The organism is Pantoea sp. DY-15 (assembly GCF_019795935.1).
Taxonomy (GTDB): domain Bacteria; phylum Pseudomonadota; class Gammaproteobacteria; order Enterobacterales; family Enterobacteriaceae; genus Pantoea; species Pantoea leporis.
Map to the genome: position 1 here is coordinate 370736 of NZ_JAIMIF010000004.1, position 21217 is coordinate 391952.

General features: G+C 58.9%; 16 protein-coding genes. 5 read left to right on the forward strand and 11 right to left on the reverse strand.

Annotated features, from left to right (window positions below):
- Positions 1-29: 29 nt before the first annotated feature.
- Together ettA and deoR are read right to left on the reverse strand one after the other, a co-directional pair.
- On the reverse strand, positions 30-1697 hold the full coding sequence (gene ettA, locus K5Y32_RS16865) for an energy-dependent translational throttle protein EttA (protein ID WP_008101764.1): 1668 nt from the start codon (positions 1695-1697) through the stop codon (positions 30-32).
- A 232-nt stretch (positions 1698-1929) separates the two neighbouring features.
- Positions 1930-2700 (reverse strand): DNA-binding transcriptional repressor DeoR, encoded by a 771-nt coding sequence (gene deoR / locus K5Y32_RS16870; protein ID WP_101762370.1) that lies wholly within the window; start codon positions 2698-2700, stop codon positions 1930-1932.
- A 360-nt stretch (positions 2701-3060) separates the two neighbouring features.
- Here deoR and rbsK point away from each other — a divergent pair, with 360 nt between their 5' ends.
- Genes rbsK through K5Y32_RS16885 form a run of 3 tightly spaced genes read left to right on the forward strand, consistent with a single transcriptional unit; the run spans position 3061 to position 6323 of the window.
- Complete coding sequence (rbsK, locus tag K5Y32_RS16875; protein ID WP_222185227.1) at positions 3061-3978, forward strand: ribokinase; 918 nt, start codon at positions 3061-3063, stop codon at positions 3976-3978.
- A gap of 9 nt (positions 3979-3987) precedes the next feature.
- Complete coding sequence (gene fucP, locus K5Y32_RS16880) at positions 3988-5313, forward strand: L-fucose:H+ symporter permease (RefSeq protein WP_101762178.1); 1326 nt, start codon at positions 3988-3990, stop codon at positions 5311-5313.
- Complete coding sequence (locus tag K5Y32_RS16885; protein WP_222185229.1) at positions 5310-6323, forward strand: aldose 1-epimerase family protein; 1014 nt, start codon at positions 5310-5312, stop codon at positions 6321-6323. The genes fucP and K5Y32_RS16885 overlap by 4 nt, the downstream gene beginning before the upstream one ends.
- Positions 6324-6391: 68 nt before the next feature.
- Here K5Y32_RS16885 and urtE read toward each other — a convergent pair whose 3' ends face one another.
- The 8 genes from urtE to atzF form a co-directional block, all read right to left on the reverse strand.
- Positions 6392-7090, reverse strand: a complete 699-nt coding sequence (gene urtE, locus K5Y32_RS16890) for an urea ABC transporter ATP-binding subunit UrtE (protein WP_101762174.1) — start codon at positions 7088-7090, stop codon at positions 6392-6394.
- A 1-nt stretch (position 7091) separates the two neighbouring features.
- Positions 7092-7883: an urea ABC transporter ATP-binding protein UrtD gene (gene urtD, locus K5Y32_RS16895; RefSeq protein WP_101762173.1), complete on the reverse strand. Its 792-nt coding sequence runs from the start codon at positions 7881-7883 to the stop codon at positions 7092-7094.
- Positions 7876-8952: an urea ABC transporter permease subunit UrtC gene (urtC, locus tag K5Y32_RS16900; RefSeq protein ID WP_222185231.1), complete on the reverse strand. Its 1077-nt coding sequence runs from the start codon at positions 8950-8952 to the stop codon at positions 7876-7878. Before urtC ends, urtD begins: the two co-directional genes overlap by 8 nt.
- The gene (urtB, locus tag K5Y32_RS16905; protein ID WP_222185233.1) at positions 8952-10517 is read right to left on the reverse strand and encodes an urea ABC transporter permease subunit UrtB; all 1566 of its coding nucleotides are present in this window, start codon (positions 10515-10517) and stop codon (positions 8952-8954) included. The genes urtC and urtB overlap by 1 nt, the downstream gene beginning before the upstream one ends.
- Before the next feature lie 185 nt (positions 10518-10702).
- A complete protein-coding gene (gene urtA / locus K5Y32_RS16910) occupies positions 10703-11971 on the reverse strand; it encodes an urea ABC transporter substrate-binding protein (RefSeq protein ID WP_110867492.1) in 1269 nt (422 codons plus the stop codon).
- Positions 11972-11998: 27 nt separating this feature from the next.
- Positions 11999-12697, reverse strand: a complete 699-nt coding sequence (locus K5Y32_RS16915; protein ID WP_192412422.1) for a GntR family transcriptional regulator — start codon at positions 12695-12697, stop codon at positions 11999-12001.
- A gap of 9 nt (positions 12698-12706) precedes the next feature.
- Positions 12707-16324 carry an urea carboxylase gene (gene uca, locus K5Y32_RS16920; protein WP_222185235.1) on the reverse strand — a complete coding sequence of 1206 codons (3618 nt, stop codon included), beginning with the start codon at positions 16322-16324 and terminating at the stop codon, positions 12707-12709.
- 2 nt (positions 16325-16326) lie between these two features.
- The gene (atzF, locus tag K5Y32_RS16925; protein WP_222185237.1) at positions 16327-18123 is read right to left on the reverse strand and encodes an allophanate hydrolase; all 1797 of its coding nucleotides are present in this window, start codon (positions 18121-18123) and stop codon (positions 16327-16329) included.
- Positions 18124-18381: 258 nt separating this feature from the next.
- Here atzF and sltY point away from each other — a divergent pair, with 258 nt between their 5' ends.
- Entirely contained in the window at positions 18382-20301 is a 1920-nt protein-coding gene (sltY, locus tag K5Y32_RS16930) for a murein transglycosylase (protein ID WP_222185238.1), read from the forward strand.
- A gap of 44 nt (positions 20302-20345) precedes the next feature.
- Entirely contained in the window at positions 20346-20669 is a 324-nt protein-coding gene (trpR, locus tag K5Y32_RS16935) for a trp operon repressor (RefSeq protein ID WP_101762165.1), read from the forward strand.
- On the opposite strand, the gene yjjX is transcribed toward trpR, so the two are convergent.
- Entirely contained in the window at positions 20666-21187 is a 522-nt protein-coding gene (gene yjjX, locus K5Y32_RS16940; protein ID WP_217549141.1) for an inosine/xanthosine triphosphatase, read from the reverse strand. The two genes, trpR and yjjX, sit on opposite strands and share 4 nt — an antisense overlap.
- Positions 21188-21217: the final 30 nt, after the last annotated feature.

Sequence of the window (21217 nt, forward strand, 5' to 3'; positions counted from 1 at the left end):
CTAATGGCGCCTTTTTCACAGCAACAGACTTACTTCGTCATACGCTTGTACTTGATACGCTTCGGCTCGAGCGCGTCGGCGCCGAGGGTGCGTTTCTTGTACTCTTCGTACTCGGTAAAGTTACCTTCGAAGAACTCCACCTTGCCTTCATCCTGATAATCGATGATGTGGGTGGCGATACGGTCCAGGAACCAACGGTCATGCGAGATCACCATGGCACAGCCTGGGAATTCCAGCAGGGCGTTTTCCAGCGCGCGCAGAGTTTCGATGTCGAGGTCGTTGGTAGGTTCATCGAGCAGCAGCAGGTTACCGCCGACTTGCAGCAGCTTGGCAAGGTGCAGACGACCGCGCTCACCACCTGACAACTCGCCCACGCGTTTGCCCTGATCGGTGCCTTTAAAGTTGAAGCGACCGACGTAAGCACGGCTTGGCATCTCGGTGTTGCCAACGCGCATAATGTCCTGACCGCCAGACACTTCTTCAAACACGGTTTTGGAATTGTCCATCGCGTCACGGAACTGATCAACTGACGCCAGCTTGACGGTTTCGCCCAGCTCGATGGTGCCGGAATCCGGTTGCTCCTGACCTGACATCATGCGGAACAGCGTAGATTTACCCGCGCCGTTCGGACCGATGATGCCAACAATTGCGCCTTTCGGTACAGAGAAGGTCAAATCGTCGATCAGCACGCGATCGCCATACGATTTCTTCAGGTTGGTCACTTCCAGCACTTTGTCGCCGAGGCGTGCGCCAGGTGGAATGAAGAGTTCGTTGGTTTCGTTACGCTTCTGGTAATCGGTGTTGTTCAACTCTTCAAAGCGTGCCAGACGGGCTTTGCCCTTCGACTGACGGCCTTTCGCGCCTTGACGCACCCACTCCAGCTCTTTCTCGATAGATTTGCGACGCGCCGCTTCAGAAGAAGCTTCCTGCGCCAGACGCTGATCTTTTTGCTCCAGCCAGGAAGAGTAGTTACCTTCCCACGGAATACCTTCACCGCGGTCCAGTTCCAGAATCCAGCCAGCCACGTTATCCAGGAAGTAACGGTCATGCGTGATCGCCACAACGGTGCCTTCGAAGTCGTGCAGGAAGCGCTCGAGCCACGCCACGGATTCGGCATCCAGGTGGTTGGTCGGTTCGTCGAGCAGCAGCATGTCTGGCTTTTCCAGCAGCAGACGGCACAGCGCAACGCGGCGGCGCTCACCACCGGAGAGGGTAGCGATTTTGGCATCCCAGTCAGGCAGACGCATCGCATCGGCCGCACGGTTCAGCTGGGTATCGAGGTTGTGACCATCGTGCGCCTGGATCACTTCTTCCAGACGGCCCTGTTCAGCGGCCAGCTTGTCGAAATCCGCATCGGGATCGGCATACAGCGCATACACTTCGTCGAGGCGCTTCAGCGCGCCAACTACTTCTGAAACCGCTTCTTCAACGGATTCACGCACGGTGTGCTCCGGGTTCAGCTGCGGTTCCTGCGGCAGATAACCCACATTGATGCCCGGCTGCGGGCGTGCTTCCCCTTCGATATCGGTATCGATACCGGCCATGATGCGCAGCAGCGTCGATTTACCCGAGCCGTTCAGGCCGAGTACACCGATTTTTGCTCCAGGGAAGAAGCTAAGAGAAATATTCTTCAGGATGTGACGCTTCGGCGGAACGACCTTGCCGACGCGATGCATGCTATAGACGAATTGAGCCACGTTGTATTGAGCCTTTTGGTCTGTGAGTTATGAACTTTAGGTACAGAAGTTTAGCTGTTTTCACCCTTTATTCATACCCGTCATACTTCGCGCTGCAGGTGCGTTGGCTGCGTGTGTCCACCCCAGTCACATACTAATGTATGCTCCTGGGGATGAACCCACTTGCCGCCTTCCTGCAACACGAAGTATTTAGGGTCTGGTTTTGTTTCCCGGTAATAGAAACAGAGGAATTCTAAGCTTTAGGCAATCGCAGCGGAATATTCTGTTGTGCCAGCCAGCTCTTCAGCGCCGGTTCGGGTGCGCTATCGCTGACCAGCAAATCAAAACGGCGCAATTCACCGATACGCGCGGGCAGCACTTTGCCAAATTTACTGCTGTCCGCCACCAGCACGCGCTGACGTGCGCGCAGCATCGCGTGGTGCTTCATCGCCAGCTCATTGATGTTGTAACAGGTTGCGCCCTGTTCCTGATCGATGCCTGCCGCCGAAATAAAGGCCAGCGTCGGGCAGAGATCGTCGAGGATCGAATGCGCGCCAATCGGCGTGAACAGCGCGTTATCGGCGTGGAACTCGCCGCCGCTCAGGATCACGTTGCAGGCCGGTTTCTCTTTCAACGCCAGGAAAGTGTTCATCGCGCAGCAGATGGCGGTGAACGGCAAGGTGTCGGGGATCGCATCCACGATGTACGGCAGCGTGGTGCCGCAATCAAAAAATACCGTGTCATTTTCACTGATCAGGTCCGCGGCAGCCTGCGCCAGGCGCTGTTTGCGTGCGGCGTTCTGTCCGTGCTGATCAGAGATGAAATAGTGTCCGGCGTGGCTTTTCGGGTCGCTGACGATATAGCCGCCCAATAGCACCACCGTTGAAGCCGGTTCGGTGAGATCGCGACGGATGGTCATTTCCGACACGCCGAGCAGCTGCGCCGCGTCTTTCAGATGCAGTTTATCGGTGCGTTTCAGCGCCTGAGCCAACTTGTGAATACGTTCGTCGCGCCGGGTTTCCATGATCATCTCTGCGTAATTAATCCTGAAGTCGAAGTGGCCTGGTCAAAAATCACGATAAATCTCACATATTTTAATGATTTGCGACGTATCCAGCAGGCCAGTTTTCAATCTTACCTGTAATGAGATCGGCCCGCAAACCTCATGCAATGCCGCCAACGTGTTGCTCTCAAGCCGCTTCGCTCTGATTCTCAATGTTGTTCCATTGTTAGAATAATAACATTCATTTCTACCAATTAATGGCTGTTTATCGGCTTTTTATCAGGATGTCGAGGTGTGAAATTTATCACACAATTAACTTTATTAACCTGATATTGTTATTTTAATAACATTATAAAGTTAAAAATTCACCGGGAGAAAACAATGGATATTGCGGTTATTGGGTCAAATATGGTGGACCTCATTACCTATACCAATCAGCTGCCTAAAGCGGGCGAAACGCTGGAAGCACCCGATTTTGCCATCGGCTGCGGGGGTAAAGGTGCCAATCAGGCTGTGGCAGCAGCGAAGATGGGCGGCAGCGTGATGATGGTGAGTAAAGTCGGCGACGATCTGTTCGCGCCGAATACCGTGGCCAATCTGCAGCAGCAAGGCGTTGATACCCGCTTCGTCACCACCGCGCCAGGCACCTCCAGCGGCGTGGCACCTATCTTCGTCGACGATCAGTCGCAGAACCGCATTCTGATTATCAAAGGTGCCAACCAACAGTTGAAGCCAGCCGATATCGATGCCGCCGCTGACGCGTTGAAAAGCTGCCAGTTGATCATCCTGCAGCTGGAGATCCCGCTGGAGACCGTTTATTACGCCATTGATTTTGCCCGTCAGCATGACATCAAAGTGATCCTCAATCCGGCACCGGCGGTGGCGGATCTCAATATCGACTACGCCTGCAAATGCGACTTTTTCATGCCGAATGAAACCGAGCTGGAGATCCTCACCGGCATGCCGGTCACCACGGATGAAGAGGTGAAGCTGGCGGGGCAATCGCTGCTCAAACGCGGGCTGAAAAACCTGATCATCACGCTGGGCGGGCGCGGTTCGCTGTGGATGTCTGGCGACAGCGTGCATCAGGTTGCCCCCACCGCGGTAAAAGCGGTGGATACCAGCGGCGCGGGCGATGCCTTTATCGGCTGCTTCGCCCACGAGTTGGTGAAAAGCGGCGATATCCCGGCCGCGATGGCGCAAGCCTCGGCTTATGCCGCCTGCAGCGTGACCGGTCGCGGCACGCAGCGCTCCTATCCCGACGCGGAAACCTTCCAGCGTTTTCTCAACGTTCACTGAGGTCGAGTTATGCAACCGAACATTGTTCAGCAATCTGATGGCTATCTGAATAAAACGCCGCTGTTCCAGTTCATTTTGCTCTCGTGCCTGTTCCCGTTGTGGGGCTGTGCGGCGAGTCTGAACGACATCCTGATCACCCAGTTCAAAAGCGTGTTCGCGTTAAGCGATTTCGCCAGCGCGCTGGTGCAGAGCGCGTTCTATGGCGGCTACTTCCTGATCGCTATTCCGGCCTCGCTGGTGATCCGCAAAGCCACCTATAAACTGGCGATTTTATTGGGACTGGCGCTGTATATCGTGGGCTGCGTGCTGTTCTATCCCGCGTCGCACATGGCAACCTACACCATGTTCCTGGCGGCGATTTTCGCCATCGCCATCGGTTTGAGCTTCCTCGAAACCGCCGCCAACACCTACAGCTCGATGATTGGTCATCGCGATCACGCCACGCTGCGCCTGAATATCAGCCAGACCTTCTATCCGGTGGGCGCACTGATGGGCATCGTGCTGGGCAAATATCTGGTGTTTCAGGAGGGCGACAGTCTGGAAAGTCAGCTGGCCGGCATGAATGCGGAACAGGCGCATGCGTTCCGTCTCACCATGCTGGAGCATACGCTGGAACCCTACAAATATCTGGTGATGGTGCTGGTGGTAGTGATGCTGCTGTTTCTGTTCACCCGCTATCCGCGCTGCAAACCGGAAAGCAGTGAAAAATCTTTACCGTCGCTCGGCGAGACTTTCCGCTATCTGGCGGCGAATCGTCACTTCAAACGCGGGATTCTGGCGCAGTTCTTGTATGTCGGCATGCAGGTGGCGGTATGGTCGTTCACAATTCGTCTGGCGCTGACGCTCGGCGCGGTCAATGAGCGCCATGCCTCTAACTTTATGATTTACAGCTTCATCGGCTTCTTTATCGGTAAATTTATCGCCAACGTCCTGATGACGCGCTTCCGTGCGGAAAAAGTGTTGATTGCCTACTCGCTGCTGGGTGTTCTGGCGCTGGCGTATGTGATGTTTGTGCCGAACTTTACCGCCGTGTATGCCGCCATCCTGGTCAGTGCGCTGTTTGGTCCGTGCTGGGCGACGATCTACGCTGGAACGCTGGCGACCGTCGATAACAAATACACCGAAGTGGCGGGCGCGTTTATCGTGATGTCGATTGTCGGTGCTGCCTTTATTCCTGCGATTCAGGGCTTCGTCTCCGATCATCTGGGATCGATGCAGCTGGCGTTCGGCGTTTCGCTGCTGTGCTTCGCTTGGGTGGGTTACTTCTTCTGGGGCGAGCTGCGTCATAAAAAACAGGCAGAAGCAGCCGGTCGTTTAGTTGAGGAGATGCCATGAAAACCCGTTTACCGTTACGTCGTGAGCATTTTCATGAAACGCCAGCCACGCTGCTGCGCAACGAGACGTTCCACGTCGAGCTGTTTCGCTATCCCGCAGGCGTGGAAGCGGTACGCATCAGCAATCCACGCGGCACGGTGATCGTACTGCCGTTTTACGGTCAGATGGTGTGGGACGCTAACTTTGACGGCCATTCGCTGACCATGAGCCACAGCTTTAAGCAGCCGCTGCCCGGCAGTTCGATCATTGATACCTACGGCTGTTTCGCTTTCCACTCCGGGCTGCTGGCCAACGGCTGTCCGGCAGAGGATGACGATCATCCGCTGCATGGCGAAATGGCCTGCGCGCGCATGGACAGCGCATGGATGGTGCTGGAGGACGATCGCCTGTCGCTGGAGGGCGAAACCGAATATGTGAAGGGCTTTGGCCATCACTATCTTGCCGCACCGGCGGTGCGCCTTGAGGCCAATGCTGCGCGCCTGCACATTGAGATGAACGTCACTAACCTGGCAGGCGCGCCGATGCCGCTGCAGTATATGTGTCATTTGAACAGCGCCTGGCTGGATCGAGGGCGTTTCCAGCAGTCAATTCCGACCGATGCGTTCCAGCTGCGCAGTTCGATCCCGGCGCACGTCAAACCTACCCCGCAGTGGCGCGCATATACCGATCAACTGGCGCGCGATCCGCAGGCGTTTCAGCAGCTGGATCAGCCGCAGATGTGCGATCCGGAGATCGTGTTTTTCGCCGACGATCTCCAGCAGTACGGTGATGAGATGCAGTTCGAGCTGCACTCACCGCAAGGGTTTGCCCTGATGACGCGCTTCTCCAGCCAGCAATTCCCGCACGCCACGCGCTGGATGCTGCATAACCGCGATCAGCAGGTCGCCGCCTATGTGCTGCCGTCAACCTGCCGCCCGGAGGGTTTCAAAGCCGCACAGCGCGCCGGCACGCTGATTGAGCTGGCTCCCGGCGAGCAGCGTCACTTCAGCGTTGAGACCGGGATTTTATAGGGTCGTCATTTATGGCGACCTGGTTTCCAGCTGCGCATAACTGCACACCCTACGAAGAAATGGTGCAACTAAATCGCCACTAATCCGCGTACGCCCTCGGCTTCCATGGCGGATCCGGCGCCGCGCTGCACGATCTCGCCGCGTGACATCACCAAATAGCTGTCGGCCAGTTCGGCGGCGAAATCATAAAACTGCTCGACGAGCAGGATCGCCATATCACCGCGCTGCGCCAGCTGGCGGATCACCGCCCCGATCTCCTTGATCACCGACGGCTGGATCCCTTCGGTTGGCTCATCGAGGATCAACAGCTTTGGTGAACAGGCGAGGGCGCGGCCAATCGCTAATTGCTGCTGTTGTCCGCCCGACAGGTCGCCGCCGCGGCGCGCTTTCATCTCACGCAGCACCGGAAACAGTTGATAGATCTCCTCCGGCACCGCTTTGGCCTGTGCGCCAGAAAAACGCGCCAGCCCCATCAGCAGATTCTCTTCCACCGTCAGACGCGGGAAGATTTCGCGCCCCTGCGGCACATAAGCGATACCGGCCTGCACGCGCTGATGCGGCTTGCGGCTGTTGATCACATTATCCTGCCAGCGAATTTCGCCGGATTTAGCCGGAATCAGCCCCATCAAACATTTCAGCAACGTGGTTTTACCCACGCCGTTACGTCCCAGCAGGCAGGTAATTTCACCCGGCTTCGCTTCAAACGACAGGCCGCGCAGAATGTGGCTGCCGCCGTAATATTGATTCAGTTCCGCGACTTGCAGCATGTTAACGCCCCAGATAAACGTCGATAACCCGATCGTCCGCCTGCACTTCGCGTAACGATCCCTCGGCCAAAACCTGGCCCTGATGCAGCACGGTGACGTGATCGGCAATGGTTTCAACAAAGCCCATGTCGTGCTCGACCACCATCAGCGAATGCTTCCCGGCGAGGCTGCGAAACAGCTCAGCGGTGTACTCGGTTTCGGCATCGGTCATGCCGGCTGCCGGTTCATCCAGCAGCAGCAGATGCGGGTCCTGTACCAGCAGCATGCCGATTTCCAGAAACTGCTTCTGACCGTGCGACAGCAAACCGGCTTTGCGCTGACGCTCGCCGCCCAATCGCAACAGTTTTAGCACCTCATCAATGCGATCCTGCTGCTCGCTGTTTAACCGCGCGCGCAGGCTGGCCCACACTGATTTGTCGTTTTTCAGCGCGATTTCCAGGTTCTCAAACACCGTCAGCGCTTCGAATACCGTGGGTTTCTGGAACTTGCGCCCAATACCGGCGCGCGCGATCTCCACCGGCGACATTTTGCTGAGATCGGTATCCTGGTCGTAGATCACCTGGCCATTATCCGGCCGGGTTTTACCGGTGATCACATCCATCAGCGTGGTTTTTCCCGCGCCGTTGGGGCCGATCACACAGCGTAGTTCGCCCACGCCGATCTTCAGTGAGAGATCGGTGAGCGCGCGAAAGCCGTCGAACGAGACGTTGATCTTCTCCAGCTGCAATACCGGATCGCTTTGTTCACGATAGCGATCCGAGGGATGAGGTTGGGTAAACAGTTGTTCAGTCATCACGCCTCCGGCGCAGCAGGCCAATCACGCCACGCGGCAGGAACAGCGTGACCAGGATAAACATCAGGCCAAGGAAAAACAGCCAATATTCCGGGAAGGCGACGGTGAACCAGCTTTTGGCTCCGTTAACGATGGCGGCACCAAGCAGCGGACCAATCAGCGTGCCGCGTCCGCCCAGCGCCACCCATATCGCCGCTTCAATCGAGTTGGTTGGCGACATTTCGCTGGGGTTGATAATGCCAACCTGCGGCACGTAGAGCGCGCCCGCCAGCCCGCACAGCACCGCCGACAGCGTCCAGACAAACAGCTTGAAGCCTTTGGGATCGTATCCGATGAACATCAGGCGGTTCTCCGCATCGCGCACCGCGGTCAACACGCGGCCAAACTTGCTGCGTGCCAGCGCGAAGCCAATGCCGAGGCTGACCAGCAGCAGCAGCACCGTGGCGACAAACAGTCCAATACGCGTGCCGGTAGCGGTGACGTTAAAGCCGAGCAATGTGGTGAAGCCGGTAAAGCCGTTATTACCGCCGAAGCCAGTTTCGTTGCGGAAAAACAGCAGCATGCCAGCGTAGGTCAGCGCCTGCGTCATGATTGAGAAGTAAACGCCTTTGATTTTCGAGCGAAAGGCGAAGAAGCCAAACACCAGCGCCAGCAAACCCGGCACCAGCATGATCAGGCACAGCGCCCAGGCAAAATGTTGCGTGCCCGCCCAGAACCACGGCAGCTCACTCCACGAAAGGAAGGACATAAACGCGGGCAGGCCATCGCCAGAGGCCTGACGCATCAAATACATGCCCATCGCATAGCCACCAAGCGCGAAGAACAGGCCGTGACCGAGCGACAGCAGCCCGGCGTAACCCCACACCAAATCGAGCGCCACTGCGACCACGGCGTAACAGAGAATCTTGCCGACCAGCGTTAGCGTGTAGGTGGAGATCGCCAGCAGATGGGTGGCGGGCAGCAGGGCGCAGAACGGCAGCGCCAGCAGCAGCACAGCGATCACCACGCCGAGGCTGAGCGTCAGGCGTGGCGCTTTGCGCGCAATAGTTAACGTCATTGGCTGGCTCATCAGTCAATCACCCTCCCTTTGAAGGCAAACAGGCCCTGCGGACGTTTCTGGATAAACAGCACGATCAGCACGAGGATAAGGATTTTTCCCAGCACCGCGCCAATCTGCGGCTCCAGCACTTTGTTAAGAATGCCAAGACCAAAGGCCGCGACCACGGTGCCCGCCAGTTGGCCGACGCCACCCAGCACCACCACGAGGAAGGAGTCGATGATGTAGCCCTGACCGAGCTCCGGCCCGACGTTGCCGAGCTGCGACAGCGCCACGCCGCCGAGTCCGGCGATGCCAGAACCGAGGCCAAACGCCAGCATATCGATACGTCCGGTCGGCACGCCGCAGCAGTCGGCCATTGCGCGGTTTTGCGTCACGGCGCGCACGCTCAGGCCGAGACGGGTTTTATTCAGCAGCAGCCAGGTGAGGCCCAGCACGGCAAACACAAACAGGATCACCGCGATACGGTTGTACGGCAGCACCAGATTCGGTAACAGCTGCAGCCCGCCGGAGAGCCAGCCTGGGTTAGCCACTTCCAGGTTCTGCGCGCCAAACAGCATGCGCACCAGTTGAATCAGCATCAGGCTGATACCCCAGGTGGCGAGCAGCGTTTCCAGCGGACGTCCGTACAGATGGCGGATGATGGTGCGCTCCAGCAGCATGCCCATGCAGGCGGTGACCAGAAAGGCCACCGGCAGCGCCAGCAGCGGATACCAGGCCAGCCACTGCGGTGCGAACTGCTGGAACAGGCTTTGCACAAACCAGGTGGCGTAGGCACCCAGCATCAGCATTTCGCCGTGCGCCATGTTGATTACGCCCAGCAGGCCGTAGGTGATCGCCAGACCGAGCGCGGCCAGCAGCAGAATCGAACCGAGCGACAGGCCGGTAAACGCCTGACCGAGCAGATCGCCCCACATCAGGCGCTGTTTAATCTGCTTCAGGCTGGCGGCGGCGATATCACGCACGCTGGCATCGGGTTCATTGCTGGACTGGGTTAAGCGCGTGAGGCTGGCCTGCATGTTGGGATCGCTGGATTCGCCGAGCAGTTTGACAGCCTTCAGGCGCAGCGCCGCATCCGGGCTGGCGAGTTGCAGGTTGGCCGCTGCCATCAGCAGTACGTCGTGCACTTTCGCGTCTTTTTCCAGCGTCAGACGCTGCTCAATCAGCGGCAGCATGTCGGCGACGCCATCATTTTGCAGTTGTTGTGCGGCACGTAAACGGATCGCGGCATCATCGCTCACCAGCTGATGGGCGGCGAGGGCGCTGGCGATCAATACGCGCAGGCGGTTGTTCATGAACAGCTTTTTGGTGTCGCCGTCGGGCTGTTGCGCGCTGTCGAGCGGCTGCAACGCTTCGCCTTGTTTGCTGAACGGCTGCTGTTTTTGGTCGATGACCACGGTTTCATTGCGCAGCGCCTGCAGCAGCGGCAAGCGACTGGCCTGCGGTGCGGCGGCCCACTGCTGGAGCAGCGTGGCTTGTTGCGCGCGGCTGGCGGCCGCGAAGTCTGCGCCATCGCCCGCCTGGGCGAGCCAGGGCAGCAGTAACAGCAGACAGCAGAGATAACGGCGGATTGTCATGGTTCTGGCCCTGATGGTGAGAAGTTGTTTTGGTTTGGATTGGTGTGGCTGTCCCCCTCCTCGGTCCTCCCCCATAAATGGGGGAGGAAGACGTTGCCCAATGCCAGCAATGAACATGCATGTGGCAGCGTCTCCTTCCCCCATTTATGGGGGAAGGCCGGGATGGGGGACAGCCAGCACAACCCCTACTGCGTTGATTTCACCGGATGGTCCGGCTTCTTATCGTTACCCGCGATGTACGGGCTCCACGGCTGGGCGCGTACCGGTTGCTCGGTCTGCCACACCACGTTGAACTGACCGTTCTCTTCCACTTCACCAATCATCACTGGCTTATGCAGGTGATGGTTGGTTTTATCCATGGTCAGGGTGAAACCGTCCGGGGCTTTAAAGGTCTGTCCCGCCATCGCCGCGCGCACTTTATCCACATCGGTGGTGCCCGCTTTCTCTACCGCCTGCGCCCACATGTGCAGGCCAACGTAGGTCGCTTCCATCGGGTCATTCGTCACCACGGTGTTGGCGTTCGGCAGGTTGTGCGCCTTAGCGTAGGCGCGGTAATCCGCGACGAACTTCTGGTTAGTTGGGTTATCCACCGACTCGAAGTAGTTCCACGCCGCTAGCTGACCGACCAGCGGTTTGGTATCAATGCCGCGCAACTCTTCCTCGCCGACGGAGAAGGCGATCACCGGGATATCCGTGGCTTTGATGCCCTGATTGGCCAGCTCTTTGTAGAACGGCACGTTGGAGTCGCCGTTGATGGTGGAGATCACCGCGGTTTTGCCACCGGCAGAGAACTTCTTAATGTTGGAGACGATGGTCTGATAATCGCTGTAACCAAACGGCGTATAGACCTCTTCGATGTCTTTATCCTGTACCCCTTTGGTGTGCAGGAAGGCGCGCAGTATCTTGTTGGTGGTGCGCGGATAGACGTAGTCGGTGCCCAGCAGGAAGAAGCGTTTCGCGCTGCCGCCATCTTCACTCATCAGGTATTCCACCGCCGGAATCGCCTGTTGGTTCGGCGCGGCGCCGGTGTAGAACACGTTCGGCGACATCTCTTCGCCTTCGTACTGCACCGGATAGAACAGCAGGCCGTTCAGCTCCTCAAACACCGGTAGCACCGATTTACGCGATACCGAAGTCCAGCAGCCAAACACCGCCGCCACTTTGTCTTGGGTCAGCAGCTGGCGCGCTTTCTCAGCGAAAAGCGGCCAGTTGGAGGCCGGATCGACCACCACCGGTTCCAGCTTTTTGCCCAGCACGCCGCCTTTGGCGTTGATCTCATCGATAGTCATCAGCGCCACATCCTTCAGCGGCGTTTCGGAGATCGCCATGGTGCCGGAGAGGGAGGACATAATGCCCACCTTGATGGTGTCAGCAGCCTGCGCCGCAAAGGCAAAGCCCATGCTGGCCACAGAGGCAGAGAGCGCGAAAGCCTTGAGCAACGAACGTCTTTTCATCAGTAAAACCTCAAGATGTTTGTATTGTTATTCAATGGGTTGAAGTCGAGCCTGCTGTAACATATGCAATGTGATCTTTCTGACCTCTGCCTTACTGACGGCAATGTGGTCGGTTAAAATGCGCTGCGCCTCCTCGGTTTGTTGCTGGAAAATCGCCCGTAAAATCTGAGCGTGCTCGCGGTATGTCGCCTCCATTCGGTCGTCTCGGGTAAAATCGAGACGGCGAATGATGCGGATTTTTTCGGTCAGTTCGGCGTGGATGCGCGCCATCTCCTGATTGCCAGCGGCGGCCACCAGCGCCATGTGAAAGGCTTCATCCTGCGCCGAAACCGCTTTGCCATCGGCCAGCGGCGGTGCATCCATCCAGAAGCTTTTCAGCGCGGTGAGCATGTCGATGCACTGCGGTGCGGGCAGTGCGCACAAGCGGCGCACCGCTTCGCACTCCAGCACGGTGCGAAAGTCGTACAGCTCTTCGAAATATTCAAAGTCAAACGGCTTCACCTGCCAGCCGCTGCGGAACCACACTTCGACGTAGCCCTCGCGCTCCAGCCAGAACAGCGCCTGACGCACCGGCGTGCGGCTCACTTCCAGCCGATCGGCGATTTCGTTTTCGCTAAAACGATCGCCCGGCATCAGTCGGAACTCAAAAATGTCCTGTTTCAGCGCCTGATAAACCTTCTCGGCCAGCGCTTCCGGACGACCTTTGCTACGAGGGCTCGTGTTCATGCCGACTCCTTATTCCAGCCACAGCAGGGCATCGCCCGGACTCACCGGACGTCCTGCCAGGCAGGCAATGCGTTTCACCGTGCCAGCCTGCGGCGCGACAATCGCCAGTTCCATTTTCATCGCTTCCACGATGATCAGCGTTTGACCGGCTTCCACCGCGTCGCCTGGCTGCACCAGCACTTTCCAGATGTTGCCGTTCATATCGGCGCACACTGCCAGCGCATCGTCATCGGCTTCGGCCACCACCAAGGTTTCCTCGCTGGTGAGCGGCGCGTTCTGCTCTTCCTGCGCCCACCGCGTCACTTCCTGTTCAAAGGCGGCAGACTGACGCTGGCGGAAATCGCTGATCGACGCGGCGTTTTCGGCGAGGAATTGATGATGGGCGGCGAAGTCGAAGACCGTTTCTTCGATGCGCACCGTGGCGCGGCCTTCGCGGAAGTCATCGCGCAGCTGCGTCAGCTCATCTTCCGTTACCGGATAGAAGCGCACCTGATCGAAGAAGTGCAGCAGCCACGGCTCGTCGGCCGCGAACTGATCGTTTTTCAGGAATTTGTTCCAGATTGGCAGCGTGCGGCCCACCAGCTGATAGCCGCCAGGTGAATCCATGCCGTAGATGCACATGTACATGCCGCCAATGCCAACCGTACCTTCGGCGGTAAAGGTGCGCGCCGGGCTGTATTTGGAGCTCAGCAGGCGATGGCGTGGATCGATCGGTACCGCGCACGGCGCGCCGAGATAGACATCGCCGAGGCCGAGAATCAGGTAGCTGGCATCAAAAAGGGTGTCGCGCACCGCTTCGCGGCTCGCCAGGCCATTAATACGCTGGATAAAATCGACGTTATTTGGCAGCCACGGCGCGCTGGCACGCACAGTTTCCTGATAACGTTCGACCGCGCCGAGTGTGGCGCTGTCTTCGAAGGCCATCGGCATCCAGACAATGCGCGACGGCACTTTCAGCTGGCTGACATCGCCGAGCCCGGCTTCCAGTTCCAGCAGCAGCTGCATCAGCTGTTTCTGGCTGAGAATCAGGCTGTCGTAGCGCACCTGCAGAGAGCGCACGCCCGGCGACAGCTCTTCTACGCCCGGCACCGCGCGTTCACGCAGCGCATTCATCAGCAGATGCACGCGCAGACGCAGCGCCAGATCCAGCACGTTATCGCCGTACTCAATCAGCACATATTTGTCGCCAGCCTGGCGATAAACCGCCGCTGGCGTGGTTGCCGTGGCGGCGAGCGCCGCCAGCAAGGTGGCGGAACCGATAGCGCTGGCTGCTAAAGAGGGCACCGCAAAGGCCGGCGCGTGGCTGCTGCGCAGCGTGGCCACGCTGTGCGCCTGGGCTTTTTCCAGCGCCACCGCTTCGTCGGCGCTGATTGGGTGGAAGCGAATTTTATCGCCCGGTTTCACCTGGCCGACTTTCCACAGTTCGGCTTTGGCGATGGTCACCGGGCAGACGAAGCCGCCGAGGCTAGGGCCGTCGTGCGTCAGGATCACCGGGAAGTCGCCGGTGAAGTTCACCGCGCCGATGGCGTATTCGCAGTCATGCACGTTGGACGGATGCAGGCCGGCTTCGCCGCCGTTGGCGCGCGTCCATGTCGGTTTCGGGCCAACCAAACGCACGCCGAGGCGGTTGGAGTTGTAGTGCACCTGCCAGTCGCTGGCAAAGAACTCATCAATCGCCGCCTGAGTGAAGAAATCCGGTGCGCCGTGCGGTCCATACAGCACGCCGATGCGCCATTCAGTGCCGTAGTGCGGCACCAGCGCATGATCGAGCGCCTGCGGGGCGCTGACCGGCGCGGGCGTGGTGCAGGCAGCGAGCTGCGGCTGAGAAATTGGCAGCATATCGGCGACGCGCAGAGTGCGTCCGGCGTGGCCGCCAAACTGGCCGAGCGAGAAGGTGGATCGGCTGCCGAGATATTCCGGCACGTCGAACCCGTTGCGCACCGCTAAGTAGGTGCGGCAGCCGCTCTGCGCGCGGCCCAGCGTCAGGGTTTGTCCCGCTTTGACGCCGACGGGCTGCCAGTAGGCGATGTTTTCGCCATCGATGTCGGCTGGGCAATCAGCGCCGGTCAGGGCGATAACGGCATCGCTGTGGAAGCGCAGCGTGGGGCCTTGCAGCGTGAATTCCAGTCCGGCGGCGCTGTCGTGGTTGCCAACAATGCGGTTGGCGAGGCGGAAGGCGAAATCGTCCATTGGGCCGGACGGTGGCACGCCGATATCCCAATAACCGAGGCGGCCAGGAAAATCCTGAATGCTGCTGAAGGTGCCGGGTTGCAGCACTTCAATCACGCTGGCGGCTGGTGTGAAGCTATCGAGGAAGCGCGTCCACACGTTGCCGCTGCGGAAGGCGTCGGTGGCGACGATCTGGCGCAGATAATCGAGATTGCTGGCGATGCCGTGCAGTTGCGTGGCGTCGAGCGCCTGCTGCATCTTCGTCAGCGCCGCTGCGCGCGTGTCGGCATGCACGATCAGTTTGGCGACCATCGGATCGTAAAACGCCGAGACTTCGGTGCCGGTAGCGATCCAGCCATCGACGCGCACATCGTCCGGGAAACTGACGTGGGTCAGCACGCCGGGGCTTGGCTGGAAGTTTTTCAGCGGATCTTCGGCGTAGATACGCACTTCAATCGATGCGCCAGCGGGCGCTTGCTGCAGGCGCGCCCAGTCGAGGGCGTCGCCAGACGCCACTTTCAGCATGCACTCAACCAGATCGAGGCCGGTGACGCATTCGGTGACCGGATGTTCAACCTGCAGGCGAGTGTTCACTTCGAGGAAGTAGAAGGCATCTTGTTCGGCGTCGTAGATGTATTCCACCGTACCTGCGCTGCGATAATTCACCAGCTCGCCGAGGCGCACCGCAGAAGAGAGTAGCGCTTCACGCGTTGCCTGCGGCAGATTCGGGGCCGGCGTCTCTTCCACCACTTTCTGGTTGCGGCGCTGCAGCGAACAGTCGCGTTCGCCAAGCGCGATCACTTTGCCGCTGCCGTCGCCAAAAATCTGTACTTCAACGTGGCGCGCGCGGTCAATGCAGCGTTCTAAAAACACGCCCGCATCGCTGAAGAACTGCTCGCCAAGACGGCGCACGCTCTCCCACGCATTGCGCAGCGCATCGGCATCGGCGCAGCGCGTCAGGCCAATACCGCCGCCGCCTGCAGTGCTCTTCAGCATCACCGGATAACCGATGGTGTCGGCGGCGCTTAAGGCTTCGTCCAGTGAACTCAGCAGCGGCGTGCCCGGCGTCATCGGCACGCCCGCGCTGGCGGCTAACTCACGCGCGCGGTGTTTCAGGCCAAACTCGCCAATCTGCTGCGCGGTGGGGCCGACAAAGGCGATGCCGGCTTTTTCACAGGCGTCGGCAAACGGCAGGCTTTCTGACAAGAAACCGTAGCCCGGCCAGATGGCTTCTGCGCCGGTTTCCTGTGCAGCGGCGAGGATTTTATCGATGCGTAAATAGCTGTCGCTGGCTTTGTCACCGCCAAGGGCGATGGCGACGTCAGCTTCTTTGACGTGGCGCGCGTTGCGATCGGCATCGGAATAGACGGCGACGCTTTTCACGCCGAGGCGTTTTAAGGTGCGAATGGCGCGGCAGGCGATTTCGCCACGGTTAGCAATCAGAACGGTGCTGAACATGCTTATTTACTCCCCAGAGAGGCCAGCCAGTTGCGCCAGCCGCCAAATTCGGTAATTTCCAGCGCCTGCGACAGCACTGCCGGTTCACAGATAAAGCCTTTCACGATGCGTCCGTCGGCCAGCGTCAGCGAGCCAATGCCGAGCGGGGCCGGGATTTCCGCCACGAACTCGCCAAAGCGCGCTAGCGGGATATCCCACAGTTCCACGGTGATCGCCGCACCGCTCTCGCCACGCAGCAGGCCCGGCTTCTTAATCGGGCCATCGAGCAGAGCGAACAGACGGTAATTGCTGGCGGTTTGCGTCTCCTCAACCAGCACCGCCTGGCGCGTGGTGAGCTGGAAGTTGAGCGGCATGCCGGTGAGATGCGCACCCACCACCGCCACGCGGACGTGATCGGTTGAAATCGGCAGCGCGTATGATTGTGCGGGCGCTGCTTTGCCAGTGGCACCGAGCGGCAGCGCCATCTGCTGCTGCCAGCGCAGGCCAAAACCAGTCAGCGCGCGATCGTGCCAGGCAGGCGCGATCAGCGTGATGCCGGCAGGCAATCCATCGGCACGGAACGGCGCAGGCAGCGCCAGCGCGCTGAGATCGGCGAGGTTGGTGAAGTTGGTGTAGGTGCCGAACTGCGAGTTGTAATGCACCGGCTCCTGCTGCATTTCGTCCAGCGTATGGATGGTTGGCGAGGTGGGCACCACCAGCGCATCGAACTGCGCCAGCGTTTGCTGAATCTGGCGCGTCAGTTCGGCGCGCAGGTATTCCGCCTGATAGGCTTCGACTGCGGTGTATTTCAGGCCGCTGCTGACGATGCCGTACACCACCGGATCCATCTCTTCCGGGCGGTTGATCATCTCGCCCACCGCCACGGTGCGCTCGGCGACCCACGGGCCGTAATAGAGCTGTTCGGCGAGTTGATGGAACAGGGAAAAATCGATCGGATGCAGCGTTGCGCCACCGGCCTGCAATTGCTCCAGCGCCGCCAGCCAGGCCGCTTCGGCTTGCTTGTCGCCGAAGAATTCAGGCGTGGCGGGAATGGCGAAATCGGGCTGCGCTTTGAAGCTGGCTGGCGCGGTGTGCGGATTGCTGCGCGAATAGGCATCGCCCGCGTCATAGCCGCCCGCTGCGGTAGCCACCGCGAAGGCATCTTCGACGGTTAACGCGAACACCGAAATGGTGTCATTGAGGCGGCAAGCCGGCACCACGCCGCTGGCAGAGAACCAGCCTTTGGTCGGCTTGAGGCCGACGATGTTGTTGAAACCGGCGGGCACGCGGCCCGAACCGGCGGTGTCGGTGCCGAGCGAGAAGCCCACCAGACCGCGTGCCAGCACCGATGCAGAACCGGAGCTCGAGCCGCCGCTGACGTAATCAGGATTGAAGGTGTTGCTCACGGCACCAAACGGCGAACGCGTGCCGACTAAGCCGGTGGCGTATTGGTCGAGGTTGGTTTTGCCAATCACCACCGCGCCAGCTGCTTTGAGCTGCGCGACGACAAAGGCATCGGCGGTGGCGGTGTAGGTGAAAGCCGGGCAGGCGGCGCTGGTCGGCCAGCCAGCGACATCAATATTATCTTTTACCGCAAACGGTACGCCAAACAGCGGCAGCGCCGCCGGGTTGCGCTGATAGCTCGCCAGCAGCGGTTCGATCTGTGCCTGCAGCTGCGCGGGCGTGGCGAGATAGAGCCAGGCGTTATCCTGCGCGTCGATGGCGTCGAGATGGGCCGCCAGCAAGGCGGTAATTTGTTGTGGATCCTGTTGGTAACTGCGTTGCCAATCCTGGAGCGTAAAGCCAAAGGTCGATGCCATGAGTGAATTCCAACTGGTATACAAGATGGAATTCAACAGAGCAAAGCGCGTGCCATTTTTGTAAGCCGATGAAACCGCGTAGTTAATTGATGTGTAATAAGTTTTTCTGATGATAAATTGCACAACGGCGGCGCAAACGCTGCGCAATGGCGGTGCGCGAGCGTAAATTTTGTGAAGAACATGGCAAGAGACGGTTGGCCTGGTTAGCATGAAGGAAGTCTGGCATGAGCTGGATCGCAGCACTGAGAGGAGAGCGTAATGGAGAAGTGGCGTTACTGGATGCTAGGGATCTGTCTGGTCAGCACGGCCAGCAGCGTATGGGCCGATTCGCTGGATCAGCAGCGACAGCGCTATGCGCAAATCAAGCAAGCCTGGGATAACAAACAGATGGACCAGGTGACGCAGCTGATGCCGACGCTGCAGGATTATCCGCTCTACCCGTATCTGCAATATCGCCTGCTGGCGCAGGATCTCGATCAAGAGACGCCGCTGGCGGTGAAGAACTTTATTCAACAATATCCCACGCTACCACCGGCGCGCTCGCTCTCAACGCGCTTTGTGAATGTGCTGGCGAACCGTCAGGATTGGCAGGGCGTGCTCAGCTTCAGCCCGGATGAACCGAAACCGGTGCAGGCGCGCTGTAACTGGTATTACGCCAAGTGGGCGACCGGCCAGCAGCAGGCGGCGTTTGCCGGTGCGAAAGAGATTTGGCTGCGCGGCACCGCGTTACCGAACGACTGCGACAAGCTGTTCTCGGTGTGGCAAGCCAGCGGGCAACTCTCGCCGATCACTATTCTCGAGCGCATTCGTCTGGCGATGAAAGCCGGTAACGACAGCCTGGTGAATTATCTGGCGAAAATGCTGCCGGCGGATTATCAAACCACCGCCAGCGGGCTGATTGCGCTGCAGCAGAATCCGCAAACCGTTACTACTTTTGCCAGCAGCATGGGGCCAACCGATTTCACCCGCATGGCGACCAGCTATGCCTTCGCCCGCGTGGCGCGTGAAGATATGGATAACGCGCGCATGATGATCCCGCAGCTGGTGCAGGCGCAGAAGATGAGCCAGGCCGATGAGCAGGATCTGAAAGAGACCGTGGTGTGGCGCATGATGGGCGCGGATCTCACCAGCGAGCAGGCGCGTTGGCGTGATGCGGTAGTAATGAACAGCGAATCTACCGCGCTGGTGGAGCGTCGCGTACGTTTGGCGCTGAGCCAGAACGATCGTCGTGGTCTCAATACCTGGATCGCGCGTTTGCCGGTGGAAGCCAAAGAGAAAGATGAGTGGCAATACTGGCAGGCGGATTTGCTGATTTCGCAGGGCCGCAAAGAGGAAGCCAACGATATTCTGCGTAAGCTGATGCAGGCGCGCGGCTTCTATCCGATGGTCGCGGCGCAGCGCTTGGGCGTGGAGTATCCGTTGCAGGTCGATAAGGCTCCGGCCGCCGACAGCAGCGTGACGCAAGGTGCGGAAATGGCACGCGTGCGCGAGCTGATGTATTGGGGGCTGGATAACCTGGCGCGCAGTGAATGGGCCAATCTGATCTCCAGCAAAACCCGTTCGCAGCAGCAGATGCTGGCGCGTTACGCCAACGAGCAGGATTGGTGGGATCTCAGCGTGCAGGCCACCATCACCGCGAAAATGTGGGATAGCCTGAAAGAGCGCTTCCCGCTGGCGTGGCAAAACCTCTATCAGCAATACACCAGCGACAAAGGCATTCCACAGAGTTACGCGATGGCGATTTCGCGGCAGGAGAGCGCGTGGAACCCGAAAGCGCGTTCACCGGTGGGCGCCAGCGGATTGATGCAGGTGATGCCCGCCACGGCGACGCATACCGTGAAGATGTATAACATTCCCGGCTATGTGAACAGCAGCCAGCTGCTGGATCCGCAGACCAATATTCAGATCGGTACGCAGTATCTGGAGTATGTCTATCAGCAGTTTGGTCAGAACCGCATCTTCTCTTCGGCCGCCTATAACGCCGGTCCGGGACGCGTGCGCAGCTGGCAGAAAACCAGCGGTGGTAATCTGGATGCGGTGGCGTTTATCGAAACCATCCCGTTCTCCGAAACGCGTGGCTACGTGAAAAACGTGCTGGCCTACGATGCCTATTACCGTTACTTCATGGGCAAACCGGACAAGATTCTCGCCGACAGTGAGTGGAATCGCCAGTATTGACTGTGCTATGCTTCCGTACTCGTTAATGAGTACGGAAGCCCTTCATGAGCCAACCCCTTTCTTCCCAGCCGGAATCGGCTCAGCCTGTTGAAGATAACTGGCTGCGATTTATCGAACTGATGCAAAATGCCTTTGCCGATGGCGTGGCGCTGCCGTTATTACAACTGATGATGACGCCGGATGAACGTGAATCCTACGGGACGCGTTTGCGCATTATTGAAGAGCTGATGAACGGCGATATGAGCCAGCGTGAACTGAAGAATGAGTTGGGCGTCGGCATCGCCACCATTACGCGCGGGTCTAATAGTCTGAAAGAGGCGCCGCCAGAGCTAAAACGCTGGCTGGAAGCGCGTCTCGGCCGCGGTTAACGCTGGCTGTAGAGCGGATGGGTGAACGGACACAGCGCCAGAATCAACGCCTGATGGTAGACGCTGGAGCGGCTAAGCAGGCCGTGGGTGAGGGCACCAATCGCGCCACCTTTGTGTTTGATATTCTCCACGCCGGTTAAGCGTGCCATCTCATCACCCAGTTCATGCCCGGCAGCCAAGCCTGCCACGACAATCGGCGGCAGCGTAAAGCTGGCCGAACGTGATTCTCCGCGCTGCTGCGCGTTTTCAACCACCATCCACGCAAAGGCGCAATCGCCTTCAATGCCCGCTTCGATCGCCACCCAGTAATCGGCCCGTGGACGCGTTTGACGCGCGTTCTCAACCCGCTGACGTGCGCCAGTTCGCGTTTCAACATCACTAAGTGGCTGGGCTGCGACGCCGCTCTCGACCTCAACCCCTTCGATGTGGCAGGATCCTTCGCCGAAAACGTCGTTGAACGCCTGAGCAATCGCGCGAATTTTTGCCGGGTTGATGGTGGCTGCGACAACATGGTACATAATTGTTTGAACCCTCGAGGCAAATTTGTC

Coding starts and splice junctions, on each gene's coding strand:
- deoR (WP_101762370.1), bottom strand. CDS start 2,700: ATGGAAACCCGGCGCGACGAACGTATTCACAAGTTGGCTCAGGCGCTG.
- rbsK (WP_222185227.1), top strand. CDS start 3,061: ATGGATATTGCGGTTATTGGGTCAAATATGGTGGACCTCATTACCTAT.
- fucP (WP_101762178.1), top strand. CDS start 3,988: ATGCAACCGAACATTGTTCAGCAATCTGATGGCTATCTGAATAAAACG.
- K5Y32_RS16885 (WP_222185229.1), top strand. CDS start 5,310: ATGAAAACCCGTTTACCGTTACGTCGTGAGCATTTTCATGAAACGCCA.
- urtE (WP_101762174.1), bottom strand. CDS start 7,090: ATGCTGCAAGTCGCGGAACTGAATCAATATTACGGCGGCAGCCACATT.
- urtD (WP_101762173.1), bottom strand. CDS start 7,883: ATGACTGAACAACTGTTTACCCAACCTCATCCCTCGGATCGCTATCGT.
- urtC (WP_222185231.1), bottom strand. CDS start 8,952: ATGAGCCAGCCAATGACGTTAACTATTGCGCGCAAAGCGCCACGCCTG.
- urtB (WP_222185233.1), bottom strand. CDS start 10,517: ATGACAATCCGCCGTTATCTCTGCTGTCTGCTGTTACTGCTGCCCTGG.
- urtA (WP_110867492.1), bottom strand. CDS start 11,971: ATGAAAAGACGTTCGTTGCTCAAGGCTTTCGCGCTCTCTGCCTCTGTG.
- K5Y32_RS16915 (WP_192412422.1), bottom strand. CDS start 12,697: ATGAACACGAGCCCTCGTAGCAAAGGTCGTCCGGAAGCGCTGGCCGAG.
- uca (WP_222185235.1), bottom strand. CDS start 16,324: ATGTTCAGCACCGTTCTGATTGCTAACCGTGGCGAAATCGCCTGCCGC.
- atzF (WP_222185237.1), bottom strand. CDS start 18,123: ATGGCATCGACCTTTGGCTTTACGCTCCAGGATTGGCAACGCAGTTAC.
- sltY (WP_222185238.1), top strand. CDS start 18,382: ATGGAGAAGTGGCGTTACTGGATGCTAGGGATCTGTCTGGTCAGCACG.
- trpR (WP_101762165.1), top strand. CDS start 20,346: ATGAGCCAACCCCTTTCTTCCCAGCCGGAATCGGCTCAGCCTGTTGAA.
- yjjX (WP_217549141.1), bottom strand. CDS start 21,187: ATGTACCATGTTGTCGCAGCCACCATCAACCCGGCAAAAATTCGCGCG.